Raw genomic sequence first — 21454 nt, 5'->3', positions numbered from 1 at the left:
CCATAAGGTTCAAGCTCGTTTTAATATTTGAAACGACTGATCATCATCTTCAAATCAGCAGCCATCGTCGAAAGCAACTGTGCTGAAGCTGATATTTCCTCCATGGAAGCCAGTTGCTCTTGTGAGGAGGCAGCAACTTCCTCAGATGTGGCGGCATTACCGGTTGCAATCGTCGCCAGCTCGTTGGCTGTCGCTGCGATTTCTTGTACACTGGCTGATATTTGCTCTGCAATCGCAGCGACCTCCTCTACCTGAGGTGTTGTCTCTCGAATGCCTTCCATCGCATAACCCAGCTTGACAATGGTTGCTTTGGAAATCTGTAGTCCATCCTGCACCTCAGTCGTGACCCTGTCCATCGTCTTCACTGTTGTTTCGGTTTCATGCTGAATTTCGGCAATCAAGGTGGCAATCTGTGTGGCGGATGTCTGAGACTGCTCTGCCAGCTTACGCACCTCATCAGCAACGACGGCAAAGCCTTTTCCATGATCGCCCGCTCTGGCTGCCTCAATAGCTGCATTCAATGCCAGCAGGTTTGTCTGATTGGAGATATCGCCGATAACCTTCGTAATTTCACCGATTTCATGAGAGCGGGCTTGCAAGGTTTGAATCATCTGGTTGGAACGCTCTACTGATTGATGAATGGAATTCATTTGCTCGCCTGTCTGCTCAACAGACTTTCGTCCTTCCTCGGCTTGCAAGGCAGATCGTTTGGCCAAATCAGCTACCGAAATCGATCGTTCAGCAATTTGGGTGATCCCTTGTGCAATTTCATCCAGGGCCACCGAATTATTTTCCAGCCCTGTAGTCTGCTTCTCTGCACCACTGGCAATTTCTTGTACAGCCTGGGACACCTGCTCACTTGCAGCAGTGGTTTGTTCCGCGCTTATTGTCAGTTCATTGGAAGAAATTGTGACATGATCTGCACTGTTCCCTACGTTCTGAATGACAGATCGCAAGTTATTCTGCATATTTTGAAAAGCCACTCCTAATTCTCCGATCTCGTCCTCGCTCTTTACTTGAATGTCCTGTGTGAGATCTCCGGCGCTCACATTTACCGCTTGTTCTTTTAACTTTAAAATCGGTTTGATGATGGAACGGATCAGGAAATAAACAATGATAATACCAATCACAAGACAACCGACAATGGTTAGTAAAGTGCTGATCAAAATCGGTCCTGCTGCATCATCGACTTCAGACAAATACAGCGTTCCGCCTATCTTCCAGCCAGTCAGCTTGTTAGTCGCATAGTTCATATATTTGAGCTGGCCCTCATACTCATACTCGTATTCACCAGTATCACTCTGAAACATGCGTGATTCAATATCTGTAATTTTGGTACCTGGTTCCTTCGTCGGATGAACAATGTAAGTATGGTTGTTGTCCAGCAATATGGCATAACCCTCATGACCTACTTTAATATTGTTCAACGTCTCTTTAATACCACTCATTTTCAGGTCAATGCCAATAACACCCGATCCATCTGACGTTGCCTTGGACACAGTAACCGTCATTTGCTTCGAGCTTGCCGAAAGATAAGGAGAACTAATTGCTGCCTTCGCTTGTTCCTTTATCGCTTTATCGTACCAAGGTCTGACTCGTGGATCATAATTATCTGGTAATTGCTTCTGTGGGTAGGTTGTAAATTTGCCGTCCTTCGTACCATAATAAATGGATTCTGTTTCAGGATGGAGTGCAATATATTGCTTAAAGAATTCTTCCAAATTCGCCGCTTGTTCCTCCGTCTCTACCCGATTGCCTTTTAGTCTTTCTGCAAAATAGTCTGCGTCATGTACCTTGGGTTCAATAGTACTATCAATAATAAAATTAGTGCGGACAATAGCCTGCTCGGCACTTTCTTCAATCTGGTTTCGAATCTGCTGACTCGCGCTTATAAACGACAAAGCCCCCACGATCATGGACGGTAAAATCAAAAATGCAATAAAGGCGACCATTAGCTTCGTTTTAAAATTTTTGCTGAGCTTCCTTGCGACTAGCCACTTTTTCCCCGATAACTTCTTCATTAATAAACATCTCCATTTCATTACCTGTATTTCCCAACCTATAGCGAACCTCTTCGTCTTGCCGATGACGACAATCACCCGACAGACTCTCTTTCACATTTTTCACATCTGCTGCTAAAACGCTTGGACATAAAAGATATAAACACGCTAGTTAAATAGGTATATGTACTTATTTTCGAAAACAGCAAGGCTGGTCGGAACCGGTTCTTTGATATAATATACCTAAAAAATATTAAAAAAAATGCAGTATAGATGTTAAGAAAGTGTTAGTTTCATCTCACTATACCTACCACTTAACATGAAAATAATCCCCCTGAAGGTAGCAAACATAGGGTCATTTTTGAAAATCGCCATATATTTTCTACTCCCAAGGGGATTAGGTTCGATCGCTTTATTCAGTTCTAATCCAACAACACCTTCAGATCTTCGAGCCTGGTAACAGGTGCCTGACAGGTAAAATGCTCACACACATATACGGCTGATTTGCCTTCCACAAGATCATAATCACGGATATAAGGAGCCGTCTCTGCAATCTCCGACTGTCCTTCATCCTTCAAAATAACGACCGTATTCGGCCTGAACCCAGCTCGAACCGCCTGAATGAACTGTACGGTCTGCGGATCATCCCTGTGACCCACAATCACAATCTCCTTCGTCGTTCCCGTCGCATACAACAACGCGCTGAGCAACGCGGAGTGGCCTGACGGGTAATGAGCAACCATACCGCCAAAAGCCTTAAACTGCTTGGCTGCATAGTTCTCCAATCCAGATTCACCCGTTAGCCGCGCAAGCCGCACAAAATTATAGGCCGCAATGCTGTTACCTGACGGAATGGCTCCGTCATCAATTTCTTTAGGCTTGGCAATGAGCTGCTCACTATCTGACCCATAAAAGAATAATCCGTCCCGTTCCTCATCCCAGAACAAATCGATCATATTTTGATTGAGCGTCAATGCCCGTTGCAGATATTGTACATCGAAGGTCGCCTGATATAGCTCGATCAAGCCCCACACATAAAAAGCATAATCATCCACATAACCGGGATAAGCTGCCTCGCCGTCCCGATAACGCGCCAACAGCCGTCCGTCCTCCTGTCTCAAATGGTTCCACAAAAACGTCTCCGCTTTCTGAGCTTGCTCTGTATATCTCGTGTCTCCAAAAGCTTGTCCTGCCTTCGCCAGTGCAGCAATCATCAATCCGTTCCACGAGGTCAAAATCTTGTCATCTTTGTGAGGATGAACCCGTTGTTCTCTGGCAGCAAACAGCTTGGCCCGTAGCTCACTAACCCGCTGCTCCAGTTCCTGCTCAGTCAAGTCATGCTTGATCCTATAGGCTTCCAGATTGATATCAATCAGGTTTGGAATGTTGTGACCTTCAAAATTGCCGTAAGGTGTAATCCCATACAAATCGTTGAAAAAGGCGGCATCCTTATCGCCTAGTACAGCCTTTACCTCAGAGTCGTCCCAGACATAGAATCTCCCCTCTTCTCCTTCGGAATCCGCATCCTCCGCCGAATAAAAGGCACCACCTGCATCCGTCATGTCCCTTGCGATATATGTAAAGATTTGTTCTGTAATCCGTCGGTACAGTTCCTTGCCTGTCACCTGCCAAGCCTCTGTATACGCGATGGCCAACAGAGCATTGTCATATAGCATTTTTTCAAAATGCGGCACCAACCACTTCTCATCCACGGAGTATCGTGAGAACCCCATGCCTATATGGTCGTAGATTCCGCCCCGGGACATCGCATCCAGCGTCTTCTCTGCCATTTCCAGTGCCTGTTGATTCCCCGTATGCTGTGCATATCGCAGCAAAAAAGACAGGTTATGCGGAGAAGGAAACTTGGGTGCTTCCCCGAAGCCGCCATATTCCTTATCGAAGGTGTGGCTGTATTCATGGAAAGCTTTAGTCAAGCTCTGTTCATCCAGTTCACCCCGATAACCCGCAAGCAAGTCCTGCCGCTCATGCTCGATCAGTACCTGCTCACTCAACTCCACCAGCTCTTCCGGCTGTTCTTTCCACCGGGTACCCACCTTGCCAAGCAGCTCCAACAGTCCGACACGGCCAAACTTCTGCTCCTTGGGCAAATACGTCCCCGCAAAAAAAGGTTTCTGATCCGGTGTCATCAATATCGTCAGTGGCCAGCCTCCATGCCCCGTCATCGTCTGGCAGATGGACATATAGATATGATCCACATCTGGACGTTCTTCACGATCCACCTTAATGGATACATAATCCCGGTTTAATACCTCAGCCACTTCTTCATCCTCGAAAGATTCTCTCCCCATTACATGGCACCAATGGCAAGTGGAATAGCCAACAGATAGGAAAATAGGCTTGTTATCACGTTTAGCCATTTCAAAAGCCTCATCTGACCAAGGGAACCAATTTACCGGATTGTGAGCATGCTGTAGCAAATACGGTGATTTTTCCTTGGATAGTCTATTCGGTTTGCTGCTCGTTGTCATGGGACATCACCACTTCCGTAGTTGAATTTTATACTTGGTACTATTTTACCCTAAATGGGTGGTAAAAGTCGGAAGAGATGAAAAAAGATAATGACTCTCAAGCATTATACTCATTAGAATTTATATCAAAGATCTCGAGAGCTTTCAGTAAGGCGTATTCACTTGTTCTGGCCCCTTCTTTGGAAAAATGTGCATCCGGAAACGCGGGCGACATATGATGGTACCCGGGATAGACATGTAATTCGACTAAGACTCCATCAAAGGCCAATTGTTTTGCAAAAAACAAGGATTCATCAATGAATAAATCAATGGTACCTATATTTATATAAGTCGGTGGTAATCCGGCCAATGACTTAGCACGAGCCGGCACATAATACTCACATACCTCCTCCTAACCCGGTTCATCCCCCAATACAGATTTCCAGCCAAAATAATTACTTTGTTTTGTCCAAATAAACTCTCCTGCGTATGGGTGCTCTGGTGCGGTACTTGTGCGATCATCTAGCATTGGCCTCATTAATCTTAGATGATGGATTTCGAATTCCTTCTGATCACGAATGTACAAGGCTAGGCCAGCCGCCAAACCGCCGCCAGCGCTGCTGCCCCCTACGGCAACTTTCTGAGTATCTATCCCTAACTCTTCCGCATGTTCAATGCACCATTTTAGGCCCGAATAACAATCCTGTAACTGACTTGGCTGTACATGCTCTGGTGCTAGGCGATAGTACACGGATACGCAACAGAAACCATGTTGTGCCGCAAGAGATGCATTAGCAGGACGATCCACGACTGGACTTCCTAAGACCATCCCGCCTCCGTGTATCGAATAATATAGAGGCATCTTATGATGCTTTGATTGTTTGGGCTTAATGATTTCGATTTGAATATCTGGACCACTAAAATAACTTGGCACAGCCTTTTTTTCTAATGTAATAGGGAACATCTGCGTTACATCTATTTGTTGCATCATTTGAGATTGATTTTTACGTGCTTCCCTTAGTGTAGATTCGGTAAGATCGGTTGTTGGTATTAAATCAACTGCACTGATAATTTCTGGATCAATCAGATGTCTACTTCTACTTTTTTGCTCCCTCATAGTAATCTTTTCCTCACTTTCTTGTTTTAAAGACAATGAATCAATACATATTTCCCTTCAATTGTTGTTGTCGTTTATATTTATATTTTAAGTTTAAAATCAGCTTTATAAATGAAAACAACGAGTTAGAATCATTCTTGACATAAAAATTATAAAAAAATGGAATGCCAAAAAAGTATTTCGGAATCTGGCTGTGGGAATGCGAAGGCACATCAAACCTTTTACCAAACAAAAAGACGCGACCGGATTGGTCGTTCATAGCGATTATCCGGTCGCGTCTTAAGCTTATCACGTTATGTCCATCTACTTTTTATGTGAATAAACAATTTTCTTAATGGTTTCGGTAGAGAGGAAAAACTCATTAGCTAATTGCTCGATACTGCTTCTATTTTGAAAAGCATTTCTGGTTGCGGCATTTCGCTGTTCTAGCAACCATCTCCCGCCACTCAAGCTTCCCCAATCCATATATTCCGTTTTTGGCTTAGGAATATACAGAGTCTCTCCTTGAACATATTTTTGGATTTCTATAATTAATTCTTGAGGTAAAACTTTGGAAGCATTCGTATATCTCAATTTTACTCGCCCCTTATTTTGATTTTTTAAAATAAGGGGCAAAGCCAAAAATATTAAAAAGCTTATTCAGCGTTAAAAATTGTTTCGCCCCATACAAAGTAACGCTTTCTTAATAATTGGCTTTGCATGAGTGTAAGAAGTCACAGACAATCCTAACAGATTCTCCATCAGTAGGCACCCCCTTTTACCTCGCAAGTATAGCATAACTTCTGCTCACCTGGGACCAGCTAAATGATATCAGCAAAAAGCAAGCGATTAAAAATTGAGCCGTTAGATAGCTGATTTTAAATACTAACCATGAATACGAACCACATAAATCTGTAGATTAATGCCACTAGCCCTACAATGCCCAACAAGCAGAAAAGTAAAAGCATAAGAACAAATTTTTTACCATCCATAACCGACTCCCCAATACTTTTTCCAGAGTGTGAGACACACTTTCTAACTTAGCTTCCGAATAAAAATTTGAAATTAAGTGCATTTATCCAGCTGAACAGGAGTCCCCGTTATCCTAAGAGCGGCTTCTAGATGTTACGGATTTACACTTTCTGCTTGGCTAGCCTGTCTTGCGTTTATTTTTTTCATTGCAAATCTTGCTATTGGCTGAGCATGGTAGGCTACACGAGTCGTGCCAATAATGATAATGTATAATCAAGCATAAGACTCATAAAGGAGCATATGAACCAGATGAACAATTTTTTGAATGAATTTGAGGAAAGATTTAGGGCAGGATTTTTGGATGATCTTAAAAGCACACTGAAAGAAGTGAAGAATGAGAAGGTTTACGCCTGTGCTTTTGGCACAGACAGCGATTTTGTCACCTTGTTTCTAGCTGTTAATACAGAGGAATCCCTTGTTAGACATATCACAAACATGAAAGCCGAAGGCCTGTGCGACAGCAAGGAAGATGAAAATTATTATAGATGGGGATTTTGCGAATATCAATATGGCGATGCAACACACTTGAATCATATTAGCAAATTTCTATATGCAACCGAAAATGTGTTTGATTATAAAGATGAAATGATAAAAATTATGGCCAAGGTAGTTAAGGAAACAGACGAGGTGCTTTTCAATCAATTTGGTCAAGCCAAAGAAGATATTATTTTTTTCGTGTCCATGACGGATGATGATATGGCCGAGGAACTCGAAGATCAGTCTGTAATTCAGATGACAAACGCCAAACTAGTTGATGGCTTCTTGCATCGTTATCAATAGAAATACAGTTTGAAATATTACACTCATTTCGTTCAGGTAGTTGCTTTAATTCGCAATTTGCTTGTCCCATGCATCGATTGATTACGTATCCTTTTCATTTGGTTTATCCCCATTAGATACGAATAAACCTATTTCTCCTCATGGTTCGAGTTGAAATAAGTTTATTTAAAGCTTTCATCCAGATGAACAGGAATTCTTACCATTCAACTTCTTCAAATAATCGGAAAACCATCTTTTTTTCAAATTCATCTAAAGTTCTAAATCCAGATATTTCTTCTTTCTTTTCTCCAAGTTTTATCAAGTCGCTATTGCTAGGTCTCCCACCTTATAATAACCTAATAGTTTATCTTGGGGTTCCCTTTTTAATGATAATTCACTTAATTTTTTTATCATTTTCTCTGTACGGAAGCCTTCTTTTCCATCTGTGTCATTGCATGATATAAGACTATGGGGTTATTATCTTCTAACAAATTTTCTAATTCACCTATTTGAACCTTCCCCTTCCGCTATCTTCTTTAATATACTTCATTTTAATCCCAGCTAAGAGCTATAAATTGGAATGACCGGGAAAATGTTTTATCAGAAATAACCACTATGATGAGTTCCACATTTCTCTTCGCAAACTACGCCGCTATCATACTCATGGTATGGGAATCCGTTTGTTTTACTGAAGCGAGACTCCGGTGCAGCTTATGATTAACGATTCCGATTACCACGTCCGGCTCCATTACATCCTGATGGGAGAGCATAACCAATGTTGCAATATCCCCCCTATGATATGCCGCTGTCAACGTTCTCAGAAAAGTTTTCGAGTTTTCACTTTCCGGTAAGGATAACTCTCCTTTGAGGAGATCCTCCTTGACTGCTTCAAGCGATTTTCGTGCCCGGTGGAGTGCAACTTTTACCGCTCCCTCCGTTGTTTTGAGCATGTCGGATGTTTCACTAATCGAAAATGCGAACACATCTCGCAGCAAAAAGACAGTTCTCTGAAGCGGTGATAGATGATTCATTAAGGACTGCAACGCTATCTCAATTTCAAAAGTTCCATGATCCGGCACAGTTACTTTCGCTTGTTCTCTATTCAATACCCGACTGTAGACTGCTTTTCTCCGTATCTCATCAATCCAGGTGTTCTTCGCAATCCGCAGCAAAAGCGCTTTGGGGTTTGTATGTTCGAAATTGTTTAACTTTCCTAATGCTTTTACCCAAGTATCCTGAGCCAATTCTTCCGCATCCCAATTTGATTTCGTAAGCGACAGACAGTAACGCTTCAGGACTGCCTGTAATTCCTCCAAGTTCTCGATGTTTATTGTATTATCTGTCATTTGTATAGAATCATCTATGCGCATAGGTCCTCTCCTCCACGGTCTTATTCTGCCCTTTCCTAGAGCAAAGCCTTTGTTACCTCCAATGTAAACGAACAAGTGGTTGTAAAAGTTACACCATTTACGCAAATCGTTTTCCCATTGAAACCTCCGTATCTTTTTACGGCCTCGGTTCGTTTACAAGGAGAAATCAACTGAAAACAGGAAATTGGGGGTATCAAAATGAGTGTTTATGTTCCTTATGTTGTTGAGCAAACTGCTCAAGGTGAAAGATCGTACGATATCTATTCCAGACTATTAAAGGATCGTATTGTGTTTGTCGGGGCAGCCATCGATGATCATTTGGCTAACAGTATTATTGCTCAATTATTGTTCCTGGCGGCAGAAGATCCGGAAAAAGAAATTTACATGTATATCAACAGCCCGGGTGGCTCTACTTCCGCAGGATTTGCCATCTATGATACGATGCAGTACATCAAACCTGATGTACACACGATATGTACGGGATTCGCTGCTTCGTTTGGCGCGATCCTGTTGCTAGCGGGCGCCAAAGGGAAACGTTCGGCGTTGCCGAACAGTGAAATCATGATCCATCAGCCGCACGGCGGCGCACAAGGTCAGGCCAGCGATATTGCGATCAGCGCAAAACGAATTTTATGGACTCGTGAAAAGGCAACCCGTATCACAGCTGAACGGACCGGACAATCTTTTGAAAAAGTCGAAAAAGATATGGACCGGGATTTTTACATGTCCGCTCAGGAGGCACTGGAATATGGTGTTATTGATCAGGTGATCACTTCTTTATAGAGTATGCTCAAACCCTAATGATCCGCAAGAAACTTTAAGAAAATATGAGGTGATATCATGTTAGCAAGTTTACAAGGTAAGGAAGTAACTATTCATTTTATAGATGGGGCAAATGTATGCGACGGGATATTGGATCAGATTGACGACAAGTTCGTTAAATATCTTACGCAATATCAAACGCTTGTTATTCCTATCACATCTATTCGCACCGTATCCATTGACATTAAGGAACGGCAACGCCATAGAGTTGGATTCGCCCCTTGAACCTATTTTAGTATGGGTGTCAATTACATTGTACGGAGGCCCTATATTATGTAAATTTTACAGGGAGTAGAAATGCTTCAGCTAAGACGTGTCGTTCGACAAACTAAAAGCTGTGATTTTGACACATCATGATGTCGATCATATAGGTTGTCTTCCTGAGATTTTGCAGGAGTGTGGCGATCATATTAAAGTCTATGCACACGAACTGGATAAGCCGTATATTCAAGGGGAGATCCCACTTTTAAAAGATAGTCACCTTGTGCATCGCCCGAAGGGCAAAGTGGACGATACCTTAATAGATGGTCAGGAACTGCCGTTTTGCGGCAGGATTCACGTCATCCATACGCCTGGGCATACACCTGGTCATATCAGTCTTTATTTAAGGCAAAGTAAGACTCTTATAGCCGGGGATTCGATGTACAGTGTAAGCGGGGTTCTCGGGGGAATTCATGTTCCGACCACACCGGATATGGATGCAGCTCGTCTTTCATTGAAAAAGTATTTAGATCTCGATATTGCATCCGTAGTTTGTTATCACGGGGGATTAAGTAATGTACATGTGAATGATCAGATATTAGGACTTAGTGGCGAGTTAATTTATAGCGAATTGAAGCAACCCCGTAAATGACCGGGGTTGCTTTTATAATGTTCATATGAATTGTATCTAATGCCCACACTTTATTGATAGACACGCACGTAATCGACTAGCATTTGGGACGGGAACTGCGTCGAGTTATTGGGAGCACCAGGCCAGTTTCCGCCGACCGCTAGGTTCAGGAGAATAAAGAACGGCTGCTGAAATTCTTCGGTGTTCCCGGTTCCGTTCTCTATATAAAATTCATTGAACTGCTGTCCGTCGACAAACCAGCGGATATACTTGGAGTCCCACTCGATGCTATACACATGGTATTGGGAAAAATCCAGATTGCCCGATACCCGCCCAAAGTCAGCGTGGCCTCCCGCATCCCAATGCACAGTACCGTTCACAGAAGGATTGTTGTTTACACGTTCCATAATGTCGATTTCTCCGCATTTCGGCCAACCTACCGAGCTGATGTTGCTGCCTAACATCCAGAAAGCTGGCCATATCCCTTGACCGGACGGTAACTTGATGCGCGCTTCTACTTTCCCATAAGTAAATTTTTTCAAGTCTTGAGTTTTGATCCGGGCAGAGGTGTAATTCATTCCGCCATAAGCTTCTTTTTGTGCCGTAATCACCAGATTGCCTCCGGTAACCTGCAAATTCTGCGTACGGTTGGTATAGTACTGCAGTTCATTGTTTCCCCATCCGCCGCTTCCGGTACCGATTTCAGGGGTCCAATTGGACCGGTTTAACGAAGTTCCATTAAATTCGTCGCTCCACACAAGATTCGAGTTCGGTGCTGCGCTTGTATGCATTTCTGGAAGCAGAACGATTAGGAGACTGAGCAGCGCAACCGCACATAATCCTTTTCTTAGCATTAGTTCCCTCCTCAATAATAATAATCCAGGTTCTTAGACACTTCAGAAAAATAAGCCTTCAAGCGGTATTGACCATTGAAACGGGGATCACCTCTCTTTATATTTTTCTTCTTGGACAGCTCATAAGTTAGAATCGTAGATAGACGATTGAAAAAATATACCGCTCAAGCAGGAGTATAATGGAAACAAAATCCATATTCAACCTATATTTAAGTTTTTTTCACAAAAATCACTTCCCCATCTAGATAAAGTCGGTCTTTATAAATCAATAAGAAATTTAACAGCCATTAAAACAAACGTAGTAGCACGTATCGCACCGGACACGGTGTAGCGCTGGCGGTCATCTACGATTACCAGAAGACACGTGGCGGCGAGCATCCACAAATCTTCTTATCCGGAGGAAACCTTCCCCCTCAATTCCGTACAACTCATAGCGATGTCGCCACTTCACTAAGGTGGTAACGCTGTGTTATGTTTTTTTGCTACTTCCACACGGCTGCTCTGTCCTGCTTTTAACTCCTGTATGATGGCTAGTTTCTCAATCGCATTGTATTCGTTTTTCTTAGACAAAATAAAACTCCCCTTCAAGCAGCGGTTTATTTATTAAACCTGTCTACTTGAAGGGGAGCATATCAAAATCGGTACTCTGTTCCGTAATTTATAATAGCGAGGTTACGAACTTCACCTCCGGAAAGCGGTTATCCGGTCCTTTCATTAAGATTCCGCCTTGATTTTTCAGATACCTATCGAAGAAATCCAGCATATAGGCATTGATAACGGAGTTCGCTCTTTCGGGCGCAATCTTTCCTGTAATGCCCAGCATTTTGAAAATCGGAGAAATGAACTGTACGTCGGTAAAATTCAAATGCTCCGTATTTTCGATATAGAGGACTTGTCCTCCTTCGTCGACCGTTTCGCGCATCCGTTCAAGCTCCAACTTTTTATCTTCCGTTACTTGATCCTCCCACTCTCTTGTTGATCCCATACGGTTAAGCTCTGCATCCGTGTAGACCCGGTTATCCATCACCATTTTCAATTTTTCGAAATAGCTTTCCGAGTTGATGAACAAAAACGGCTTTCGTAGACCCTCTCTGTCACGCAGTCGATAAAGCCCTCCATCAAGGTCTATTCCAGCCGTGATTCGCGGATCATAAGAAGCGTCATAGGCCGTCGCTCCGCCGATGGAATGACCGAACGTCCCGACATGACCGAGATCAATCCTCCCTTTTAGATGACTTGGAATCAACCCCGATTGGATGAGCTCGAATTGGTCCAACGCAAACGCCACATCGCCGGTTAAAACTTTTCCCAACTTGTCGCGATTTCCTCTACTCGTCTGGTAATCATGGTCGGGCGAGAATAAGTCGTTGGTTGTGCTGGTCGTGATTCGCCCGTCCGGAAACTCGGTTGCAAATGTATTGTAGGTATGGTCGATCACTGCCACGATATATCCATGACTCGCGAGATTTTCGGCTTGCGACGTGTGAAGAAACCTGGAAGAGCCGTTGCCGGGATTCGCAAGGATCAGCGGGTATGAAGTCTGTGCCGAAGAGACTTCGGCCCCCGAATAAGCATGACTGGATACGTACTTCAGGTGTTGAAACGTAAACTCGGGAAGGCCATAGTCTGCGGCCATATAACGTAAAATCTGGGTATCGGGAATAAAGGGAGCGTACTTGCCGGTGCTAGCTTGAGCCGGATACCAGACCTGAACCATCAATTCTCTCTTACCCTCTCTGGCTTCGTCGAAAATCTCTTCCCTATTTGTATCCACGAAATGAAAAGTTTGCGTTCCTACCTTAAATTCGCCTGTCGGTTCAGGTAGTTTAAATACAGGAAAAGCATACATGAGGCCCGCTGTTGCGACCAGCATTATTGCTATAGCGGTATAAGCTGAACCCAACATGAATCGTGTAATTTTTTTGGGGCCGGTTTTTTTAAAAGAGCTATAACCTGAAATGGCTAAAAAAATGATCGTTATGCAATATGGGAAAAATAGCTGAACTCTGTATCCTTCCACCGTCCAATGAATGACCAGTAAAAGTGTGGCAACCCCGCTTGCAACGAATACTGGAATTCTACGCCGTCCTTTTTTTAATAGTACGGTTAATACAAATAAGCCGATGTTTGACAATAAAAGCAACAGTTCAAACAGCCTCATCTCGATTCTCCTTTCAAAAAATTTCTATTTTCGTTTGTTCTAATCTTATCCTGCCAGGCTGGCCTAAGCTATCGATTTGCCTTACATCAACCTAACAATTTTGTAATTCGATCTTGCGGTATTGGAAGACTCGTAAAACCAAGGATGAATCAGGAAATACCAATAAGTATGTGGTTAATACATCACAGACTTATAACGACTATGGTAGTATCACAAGCGCTGTTGACGTGTTGGGTGTACCAACATGATGCAACGTCGCATTTACTTGTTGGTGGCTCGAAACCAATTTCTGCGACTCAAACACAATATACGGAATATGTACGTGATGCAGTTCACGGCAATGTGACAAAAATTCGTGTTCGTGAAGTCCGATATTATGGAAATTTCACAGGAAGTAGAAAATGCTTCAGCTAAGACGTGTCGTTCGACAAACTAAAAGCTGTGATTTTGACGCATCAAGATGTGGATCTTATAGGAAGTCTTCCTGAGATTTTGCAGGAGTGTGGCAATCATATCAAAGTCTATGCACACGAACTAGATAAGCCGTATATTCAGGGGGATATCCCCCTTTTAAAAGATAGTCACCTTGAGATCCCTCGAAAGGCAAAGTAAGACTCTTATTGCCGGGGATTCGATGTACAGTGTAAACGGGATTCTGGGGGGGATTCATGTCCCGACCACACCGGATGTGGGTGCAGCTCGTCTCTCATTGAAAAAGTATTTAGATCTCGACATTACATCCGTAGTTTGTTATCACGGGGGATTAAGTAATGTACATGTGAATGATCAGATATTAGGACTTACCCAAGGATTATAAAGTTAAAGTTCCAGCAAGCTACCTTTTCGTGAAACGATGTTGTTAGCGTAGAAGAATTGAACCAGTGCTTCAATTCTCCTACTGTTTCCTCCCTTCAACCCCTTCTTTAAAGTTTATTTCTGCAACCCATTGATGATTTATCAGTCATAAAAACATCACTCCACGCGTGCTAACTTGTATATAGATCAGACTTTAACTGATTAAAAATGTATTCTTGCATTTGATCTAAAAGAAGAATGATGTTAGTATCTTTGCCATTTTTCAAAACCCACTGAATAGACGTCATTGAGTTAGCAGCATATAGTTCAGCTAAATACTCCAATGCGATCGAAGTTGAAGAATTCTGTTGCTTTAAATAATCTAAACAAGTCCGAAACAAAATTTGTTCAAATTCTTTACGTAAATCGGCGGATATTTCATGAACGGTTAACAATGTTGAAATTTCCATCTTATTTTTAATCATTTGATCGGTTACAAGTTCTATGGCGTTTGCCACCTTGCCATCTTCCATGGAATCAAAACGCTGCTCAATTTCAACTTTAAAATCAGAAGCATACTGTTTAACTATCTTTTCTAGCAAGTCGTACTTATCCAAATAATGACTATAAAACGTAGAACGTCCGATAAGGGATTGATCACAAATTTTTTTGATCGTAATATCTTTAAAATCATGTTGTTGGAGTAATTCAATGAAAGCTCGCTCAATAGCTATTTTTGTTTTATAAATTCTGATATCTTCATTCATTTAACCACTTGCTCCTTATGTGTAAGTTTTCGAACACTTCATATATACCGTGTAAGATATCTTACAGATTATGCGATACTAATTATTTTTTATGTAGTAACTATACTCTATAGTAAGCACATACCCAAATTGAAGGAGGACAATATATGTTTAAATCCTATGTCCATAACGAACAGTTCAATCTTCAAATTAATCGTTTTATCAATGATTATTATCAAGAAGATGATCGAGCACAAGCTGACTTAGAAAAAATGATTCCGAAATTAAAAGACACCCATAGCTGGTATGAAGCTTGGCTCAATTTTGCAAGGGAACGCGAAGACAGCAAGGACTATGACTTAGCCTCAGTCTACTATCAAGCTGCAGAATTTTATCTTGCAACCACAGACCCCAATAAAGAAAAAATGTATCGAAAATATAGAGATACCTTCTATAAAGGCTTTCATGATTTTGATTATGAATCCTACCAAATTCCATATGAAGATTCCTATCTTCCTGCTGTAAAATTGTTGACGCCTGGAGCTACGAAAACATTACTTGTCTTTGGTGGGTATGATTCTTACATGGAAGAGATGCTTAAAATGATGAAATTCATGAAGGGAATTAATTACAATATTATTGTATTTGATGGTCCAGGCCAAGGAACTGCATTAAAAAACGGCCTAAAATTCATTCACAACTGGGAAAAGCCCATATCAACGGTGATTGATTATTTCAAACTAGATCGTGCAAGTCTCGTAGGTGCTTCTTGGGGAGGATATTTAGCTATGCGTGCGGCAGCCTTCGAAAAGAGAATCGATAAAGTAGTTGCTTTTAACATTTTCTATTGTGGTTTAGATGCCTTAAAAATGGGAATGCCAGAAGAAACTTACCAAAGCATAGTGCAGCTAGTCGAACGTAATGAAGTAGATCAAGTGAATTCATTATTCGAACAGATGATGACTCACAATATTGATTTGCATTGGAAGATTACCAAAGGGATGGAAAACACCGGTGAAGCAACGCCTTTTGATCTCATTAAAAATTTCGAAAAGCACACGATGCACGGCATTGGGGCATTCATTAATCAAGATGTTCTTTTACTAGCTGGAGAAGATGATCAATACGTACCTATTAGCCGACTCGCACAAATCCAACAAGAATTAATCAATGCTGCGTCCATTACAACCAAAGTATTTACTAAAGAAACAGGTGGCGAGCAACACTGCCAAGCAGGTCACAGGGAGTTAGCATTTAATGAAATGAAGAAGTTCCTATAACAACTGTAAATATATATTTTTTTTATACGCAACATGCCCATCAAAAAATCGTAGTTCCATAGCTTCAATCGTTGTTATCCCATTGGCAAGTAAAAACCGACTCCAATTATGGAGTCGGTTTAGTCCATTCATTTCCCCCTGTTATCTCAATGGAGAAGTCCGTAATTTCCTCTGAGCTTTTCAATTCATGCGGCCTAGCATGGTTAGATTTTCGAACCGAAGAACCTTGAAGGAGCGCAAGAAACGAACTTAGATGTCTATCGGCCCTTAATTTCCATTATTTAACATCTGATAGATCCAGGGAGTTAAGTCCACAGCTTCAAACCCTCTTGTTTGTCACTGCAAGTTTAAATAATCAAAATCAACAAAACCACCCGTTGATTTAGTAGCATAATTGAACAAAGCAAAACGGTATCCCATAAAGTGAGGGATTGTATATGACATCGGAAGTGTGTTGCCTATAGCCGTCCAATTTGTGCCGTTAAGACTGTAGTAGAAATATGCTTTATCCATCTGATTTGTAAAATCACATATAAGCTTAAGATATACTCTGTTCTGGGTGAAAGGGACACTTGCCACTTCAGTCATTGCTCCAGAGCTGGCATTCACCATAACAATGGATTTGGAGGTCCCGTTCATCTTTATGCCTACAAATCCATAATTAGCCTGAAAAGCTGCAAGACCGGAATAGTCTCCGTCCTTCATCCCGCTTGTTTCCATTGCAATGATTCCTGTACTTTTCGGTCCAAATGTCCTTTGGGTAAGCGTATTTCTGGCATCCAGAATACTTTTACTCACTTTCCCTGTAGTCATTCTCATAAATCCAGGACGCTGTGTAAGGGACCAATGAGTATTGTCAGGATTGTGGTTCCATTGCCACTCCTTTTTAAGAGTCGCTTCAGAAGACGAGGTTCCTGTAAACGAAACATCGTCCACATAGAAATTCATCAAATCACTGGTTGGGTCTGGGGTTGAACTGTAGGGTGTCTCAATGAAAATAAACGTTTGTGAGAGGTCGGCATCTGCCGGAAGTGTATATGTTCCTTGAATTGTGCCCCATTGGCCCTTGGTTAGCGTGGTGGACCCAAGAATCGATATACCTGTGTAACTTGGACCATTCTGAATACCAAAATTAAATTGCTTAGTGGCAGGACCTTCAGTGTATTTAACCTTTGCAGAAAAATTATACATTCCGCCGGCTGTTACTTTTCCGGTAATTACTTGTCTTGGACCAGCAGCTGTTTGTTGTCTACCGCTGACAAACAAGCTTTTTGAGCCGATGTAATAGTCTGTAGTGGTTGCTGCAACAAATGCAGTGTTATTATTCGTCCACGGGCTTATGGTGGCATTTTCAAATCCACCGTTTGCAATAAGCTGACTGGAGGCTTGAGAAGATGAAAACTCATCAGACGCATAGACCTTCTTTTCGGGATAACCTTCAACAGGAACATCCATCGTAAGAGGAACCTTACCGTTAACACCGAATACCGGCCAATTATTTAACCATGTAACCGGAACAAGATACGGCATACGTCCAATTGCTCCGCTGTCTTTAAACAGCATAGCATACCAGGAGCCAGAAGGAGTATCAACAATTCCCCCCTGTGCAATACCTGAATCATTCAATGACACCTGACCTGTATAGGGTCCTGTCAAGCTACTTGCACGATAGGTTAATTGTGTGCGGTTGCCTCCCGATGGCCAGCATATAAGAAATATATAGTACATTCCCTTGATCTTTTGTATGTGCGCGCCTTCAGCCTTGACTATGAAGCTGGAACCGGCAATATTACTAGCAGCGGAAATAATCACCTGATTAAGTCCCCCTGGCTTGATAGCCTTTGCATCTGCAGTAAGCTCAATAATGCTGATATTATCACTGCCATAAACCAAGAATACACGTCCATTATCAAACAGCAGCGATGCGTCATGATAATAGTTGTCAAGCACTGATGATGTCCATGGACCAGTTTCTATATTGCTGGTTTGATAGATGTATGTTTTGCCGGTAGAATTGGAGCCAAAGGACACATAGTAGATGCCGTTATAATATCTAAGGCTGCTTGCCCACGAGCCTTTTCCATATTCGTTCTGCCCGTTGTTAAGATTTTGTGCGTCATTGTTGGCATACGTATCGTAAACATAATTTACGATTTCCCAATTGACGAGATCATAAGATTTCATGATCGGAACTCCAGGATTCATGTGCATGGTCGTGCTAGTCATATAAAAAGTATTACCTACCCTGATAACATCGTTGTCTGGAGAATCAGCATGTATAAACGGGTTTGTAAAAGTAGTAGCTGCAAATACAGAAGTATTGGACATCATACTCATGAATAATGGTAAAACTAATAAAAGCACACTTATCCTCCTATACATATTAGAATCGCCCCTAATCTTTGATAGGTTCAAAAGCTTTTAGTTTTAGTTAATTAAATTGTAAATAATCCACATAGGCATCCCAAGTCCCGTTATCGGTGGTTACGATCAGTCTGACCTCTTGATTTCCGGTTACATGGGTGATATTAGACAAGGTTTGGACCGTCGGCGTAGTTCCCGTAAAATAAAAGGAGCCAACTGTGGTTCCTCCTATTTGCAAGTTTACTCTGGCGGTACTGGAGTTATTCGAAGCACCCCTGACTGAAATACTATGAATAGAGTTGGCAAAATACTGAGTGTATGCACTATAATCATCATTGGCGTATAAAGCGACCCCATTGAAAGGAGAACTGATCTTCCCAGCGTAAGTACCACCGAGAGTCATATCCTCAGCTTCAACCCTTGTTCCAGTAGTATTGGGTGTAAACTGCCAGTAATCAATATTAAATAAGTTACCAGTCCCTGTTCCGGTAAGCACTAAGAAAACCTTGTGGACTCCTGTTGCATTGCTTACAGTGGTTTCGACTTCCTTCCAGGTCTGTGTTCCTCCAGTAGAACTGACATTAAGAGTTCCAACCAGAGGACCCGTTGCACTGTCCAGACGTATTTCTATTTTACCGCCTGCATTGGACGCTATGTTTGTTTTAAACGTCTTGGCTCCACCGCTACCAAAGTCGGCATTTCCTACAGCGATCCAATCTCCATTGTGTACGTTTGTCACATTCAGATTACTAATGGGACCGCCGCTGGCTTGAGTAGGCTCGGTTGTGACTCCCGCTTGCCACGCCATGGACTCTGCTTCCACTCTGGTATACGGATTCAGATTGGAGAACTGAGCGATTCCTGTCATATTCCCCTGCACTTCAGCGATACTTCCATCTCCATTATGCGTCAGCTTATTAATATGCGGGGAGCGATAGCCTTTCCCAGCTCCAATTTGAGCCTTGCTGACCGTCTGGGCATGGTACACCACATACCATTCATTCTTAAAGTTAAATACAGCGTGATGGTTGTTGCCGCCCACACCGAAGAACGTATACGGATTTTTCAGGAAATGCCCTTTATAAGTAAAGGGACCCATCGGGCTGTCGCTGACCATGTAGCCAATTTCACCTGCAGGGTACTGTGGCGGGTGTGTCCCGGCAAAGTTGATACAGTAGGAATAGTAGTACTTTCCGTTATACTTATGAAGGCCCGAATCTTCAAACAGGTACGGGGCATCAATGGTGGTAGCGCTCCCAATAACGCTGGTCATATCTGCGCCCAATTTGATGACTCTGGCAGTTTTCGGATTCGCAATGGAGGCCGGATCGGATTCGTTCGGAATGCCGCCGCCGCTATACAAGTACCCTGTGCCATCATCATCCACCAGCACAGCCGGATCAAAAAGCCAGGTTACACCAGCCATTCCCGGCGTATTATGTGTCACAAGAGCTCTGCCCAGGGGGTCTGTCCAAGGGCCGATCGGCGTGTCTGCGGTCAGAACGCCAATGCCGGCTCCACCATTGGCAAAATAGAGAAAGAATTTATCTTTGCCATTGATTTTTTTTTGCGCAATGGCCGGAGCCCAGGAGTTGCCGGCCCACTTGGCAATGCCTCTGCCGTTGTTCTTGTTGTTCGCACCGGCAACCGGAATGGCACCGTGATCCGTCCAGTTCACCATGTCCGCGGAAGAGATGACCTGGATGCGATCCAGTCCGCTGAAGTCATTGTCTTTAATCGAGCCGTCATTGTTATACACATACGTATCACTGGACATATAGATATAGACTCTTCCATCATAGACCAACGCATAGGGATCAGCGCCCAATTTATGGTCCATAAGAGGATTCGAATTCCCTGGAAGCTTTGCAATTGCATTGTTAGCAGCATGTACAGGTACCATTGGTAAACAACTCAGCAATAATGTAAAAGCTAATAAAAACACCGAAAATTTTTTAATCATAAACATATTCCTCCATTTTTATATATTATGTCTATTAAAAGTTTACAAATTGCCTATGCATAGATTTAATTAGTAATTTTGTATCCTATTTGAAGGTTGGTGCTCCGAAACTTGGACTTGTAACATTTTCAGCAGATATTATAGCCTCCCCTCTAAATATGTAAACGCTTTCATTTTACGGTGGAGACTCGAATCAAGCCGAATTAGCCAGTTCATCATTTTTATTTTCGCCCAATAAATTTCAGTTAATAGCTTTTTATAATTACCTTGGTTACGATACATACAGCAAACTGCGTTGCACGGGTTCCAGGCATTCTTTTGGATATCAGCGCCTTAATTCACCGATGGCAAGCCATAACAGTCGTCTTCATGCAAGATGGTGCTCTTCGAGCTGTTTGTGCTCAAATGTCAATCCCCAAAGTTCAAGGTGCTCAAATATAGTGTCTGGTTCATAGGCAACCCTGTATATTAACGAACTACCGATCGTATTCCCAAATTCCCCTCCCTTCTTTTTCATTACACGTACCGATTGAAAACTTTAACTTTAGAGTTGAACTTGAAAGCTTTTACACAATTACAAAGGAATATTATGTCGTTAGTAAGCGTTGAAGCGAATTTTAGGCTACACATTCGGGAAAACGATATCCAGGAATATAATACCATAAACGCCACTTTGGAACAAGTGGTCGATACTATTGGGCATCATTCCTGCATGGTTCGCCAAGGCTTTATCCTTCCGGGGAGAGCAAAGCATGCGATTCTAATCGTTGCCGGGGAGAAATGCCAAGATCGACAACAAGAAGTGTCGGCTTCTGTCCTTTAACAGACCGTTCAAATTGGGCGACAGCTTTGCAACTTGTGGAGTATGCTAATAATTCCAGGCTGTTGCGAAGCTTATATTCATGCCATTTT

13 protein-coding genes and 4 pseudogenes are annotated in these 21454 nt (G+C 42.4%); 7 read left to right on the top strand and 10 right to left on the bottom strand.

Translation table 11 applies throughout. The features are described 5' to 3' along the window. Window positions 1–20: 20 nt before the first annotated feature. The 4 genes and pseudogenes from MKX46_RS01735 to MKX46_RS01720 form a co-directional block, all read right to left on the bottom strand. On the bottom strand, window positions 21–2021 hold the full coding sequence (locus MKX46_RS01735; RefSeq protein WP_341070807.1) for a methyl-accepting chemotaxis protein: 2001 nt from the start codon (window positions 2019–2021) through the stop codon (window positions 21–23). A gap of 401 nt (window positions 2022–2422) precedes the next feature. Further along, window positions 2423–4489, bottom strand: a complete 2067-nt coding sequence (locus MKX46_RS01730) for a thioredoxin domain-containing protein (RefSeq protein ID WP_039275054.1) — start codon at window positions 4487–4489, stop codon at window positions 2423–2425. Window positions 4490–4586: 97 nt separating this feature from the next. Beyond that, window positions 4587–5585 (bottom strand): annotated as a pseudogene (locus tag MKX46_RS01725) (alpha/beta hydrolase fold domain-containing protein). A gap of 303 nt (window positions 5586–5888) precedes the next feature. Continuing rightward, window positions 5889–6158 carry a CD3324 family protein gene (locus MKX46_RS01720; protein ID WP_341070805.1) on the bottom strand — a complete coding sequence of 90 codons (270 nt, stop codon included), beginning with the start codon at window positions 6156–6158 and terminating at the stop codon, window positions 5889–5891. A gap of 687 nt (window positions 6159–6845) precedes the next feature. Between MKX46_RS01720 and MKX46_RS01715 the strand changes: the two genes are divergently transcribed. Then, window positions 6846–7376 carry a DUF4303 domain-containing protein gene (locus MKX46_RS01715; protein WP_165150170.1) on the top strand — a complete coding sequence of 177 codons (531 nt, stop codon included), beginning with the start codon at window positions 6846–6848 and terminating at the stop codon, window positions 7374–7376. A 623-nt stretch (window positions 7377–7999) separates the two neighbouring features. Here MKX46_RS01715 and MKX46_RS01710 read toward each other — a convergent pair. Further along, complete coding sequence (locus MKX46_RS01710) at window positions 8000–8725, bottom strand: RNA polymerase sigma factor (RefSeq protein ID WP_165150168.1); 726 nt, start codon at window positions 8723–8725, stop codon at window positions 8000–8002. Between the two features lie 198 nt (window positions 8726–8923). Between MKX46_RS01710 and clpP the strand changes: the two genes are divergently transcribed. From clpP to MKX46_RS01695, 3 genes and pseudogenes are all read left to right on the top strand, one after another. Then, window positions 8924–9508, top strand: coding sequence for an ATP-dependent Clp endopeptidase proteolytic subunit ClpP (clpP, locus tag MKX46_RS01705; protein ID WP_013310269.1), 585 nt, complete (start codon window positions 8924–8926; stop codon window positions 9506–9508). Between the two features lie 57 nt (window positions 9509–9565). Beyond that, complete coding sequence (locus MKX46_RS01700; protein ID WP_039275041.1) at window positions 9566–9772, top strand: hypothetical protein; 207 nt, start codon at window positions 9566–9568, stop codon at window positions 9770–9772. Window positions 9773–9860: 88 nt separating this feature from the next. Then, window positions 9861–10400, top strand: a pseudogene (locus MKX46_RS01695) (MBL fold metallo-hydrolase); the annotation flags it as partial. 53 nt (window positions 10401–10453) lie between these two features. Here MKX46_RS01695 and MKX46_RS01690 read toward each other — a convergent pair. Continuing rightward, window positions 10454–11233: pseudogene (locus MKX46_RS01690) on the bottom strand (glycoside hydrolase family 16 protein); the annotation flags it as partial. 658 nt (window positions 11234–11891) lie between these two features. Next, window positions 11892–13394, bottom strand: a complete 1503-nt coding sequence (locus MKX46_RS01685; RefSeq protein WP_341070804.1) for an alpha/beta hydrolase family protein — start codon at window positions 13392–13394, stop codon at window positions 11892–11894. A gap of 417 nt (window positions 13395–13811) precedes the next feature. Between MKX46_RS01685 and MKX46_RS01680 the strand changes: the two are divergent. Continuing rightward, window positions 13812–14211 (top strand): annotated as a pseudogene (locus MKX46_RS01680) (MBL fold metallo-hydrolase); the annotation flags it as partial. A 169-nt stretch (window positions 14212–14380) separates the two neighbouring features. Here MKX46_RS01680 and MKX46_RS01675 read toward each other — a convergent pair. Next, on the bottom strand, window positions 14381–14956 hold the full coding sequence (locus tag MKX46_RS01675) for a TetR/AcrR family transcriptional regulator (protein ID WP_069011159.1): 576 nt from the start codon (window positions 14954–14956) through the stop codon (window positions 14381–14383). A gap of 146 nt (window positions 14957–15102) precedes the next feature. On the opposite strand from MKX46_RS01675, the gene MKX46_RS01670 reads away from it, so the two are divergent. Then, a complete protein-coding gene (locus tag MKX46_RS01670; RefSeq protein WP_069011161.1) occupies window positions 15103–16215 on the top strand; it encodes an alpha/beta fold hydrolase in 1113 nt (370 codons plus the stop codon). Window positions 16216–16551: 336 nt separating this feature from the next. Here the strand turns inward: MKX46_RS01670 and MKX46_RS01665 are convergent, their stop codons facing one another. Together MKX46_RS01665 and MKX46_RS01660 are read right to left on the bottom strand one after the other, a co-directional pair. Further along, window positions 16552–18579 carry a beta-xylosidase family glycoside hydrolase gene (locus MKX46_RS01665; RefSeq protein WP_340885303.1) on the bottom strand — a complete coding sequence of 676 codons (2028 nt, stop codon included), beginning with the start codon at window positions 18577–18579 and terminating at the stop codon, window positions 16552–16554. A 67-nt stretch (window positions 18580–18646) separates the two neighbouring features. Further along, window positions 18647–20542, bottom strand: coding sequence for a carbohydrate-binding protein (locus tag MKX46_RS01660; protein WP_341070803.1), 1896 nt, complete (start codon window positions 20540–20542; stop codon window positions 18647–18649). Between the two features lie 589 nt (window positions 20543–21131). Here MKX46_RS01660 and MKX46_RS01655 point away from each other — a divergent pair. Then, on the top strand, window positions 21132–21365 hold the full coding sequence (locus MKX46_RS01655) for a hypothetical protein (RefSeq protein ID WP_341070802.1): 234 nt from the start codon (window positions 21132–21134) through the stop codon (window positions 21363–21365). Window positions 21366–21454 lie beyond the last annotated feature (89 nt).

The sequence above is a fragment of the Paenibacillus sp. FSL P4-0113 genome (assembly GCF_038009305.1).
Taxonomy (GTDB): domain Bacteria; phylum Bacillota; class Bacilli; order Paenibacillales; family Paenibacillaceae; genus Paenibacillus; species Paenibacillus polymyxa_D.
The sequence above is the reverse complement of the archived record's forward strand: the minus strand, read 5'-3'. Positions and strand labels throughout refer to the sequence as shown.

What these genes read in the sequence shown, in the direction of transcription:
- MKX46_RS01735 (WP_341070807.1), bottom strand. Translation starts at nt 2,021, where the DNA reads ATGAAGAAGTTATCGGGGAAAAAGTGGCTAGTCGCAAGGAAGCTCAGC.
- MKX46_RS01730 (WP_039275054.1), bottom strand. Translation starts at nt 4,489, where the DNA reads ATGACAACGAGCAGCAAACCGAATAGACTATCCAAGGAAAAATCACCG.
- MKX46_RS01715 (WP_165150170.1), top strand. Translation starts at nt 6,846, where the DNA reads ATGAACAATTTTTTGAATGAATTTGAGGAAAGATTTAGGGCAGGATTT.
- MKX46_RS01710 (WP_165150168.1), bottom strand. Translation starts at nt 8,725, where the DNA reads ATGCGCATAGATGATTCTATACAAATGACAGATAATACAATAAACATC.
- clpP (WP_013310269.1), top strand. Translation starts at nt 8,924, where the DNA reads ATGAGTGTTTATGTTCCTTATGTTGTTGAGCAAACTGCTCAAGGTGAA.
- MKX46_RS01700 (WP_039275041.1), top strand. Translation starts at nt 9,566, where the DNA reads ATGTTAGCAAGTTTACAAGGTAAGGAAGTAACTATTCATTTTATAGAT.
- MKX46_RS01685 (WP_341070804.1), bottom strand. Translation starts at nt 13,394, where the DNA reads ATGAGGCTGTTTGAACTGTTGCTTTTATTGTCAAACATCGGCTTATTT.
- MKX46_RS01675 (WP_069011159.1), bottom strand. Translation starts at nt 14,956, where the DNA reads ATGAATGAAGATATCAGAATTTATAAAACAAAAATAGCTATTGAGCGA.
- MKX46_RS01670 (WP_069011161.1), top strand. Translation starts at nt 15,103, where the DNA reads ATGTTTAAATCCTATGTCCATAACGAACAGTTCAATCTTCAAATTAAT.
- MKX46_RS01660 (WP_341070803.1), bottom strand. Translation starts at nt 20,542, where the DNA reads ATGATTAAAAAATTTTCGGTGTTTTTATTAGCTTTTACATTATTGCTG.
- MKX46_RS01655 (WP_341070802.1), top strand. Translation starts at nt 21,132, where the DNA reads ATGTCGTTAGTAAGCGTTGAAGCGAATTTTAGGCTACACATTCGGGAA.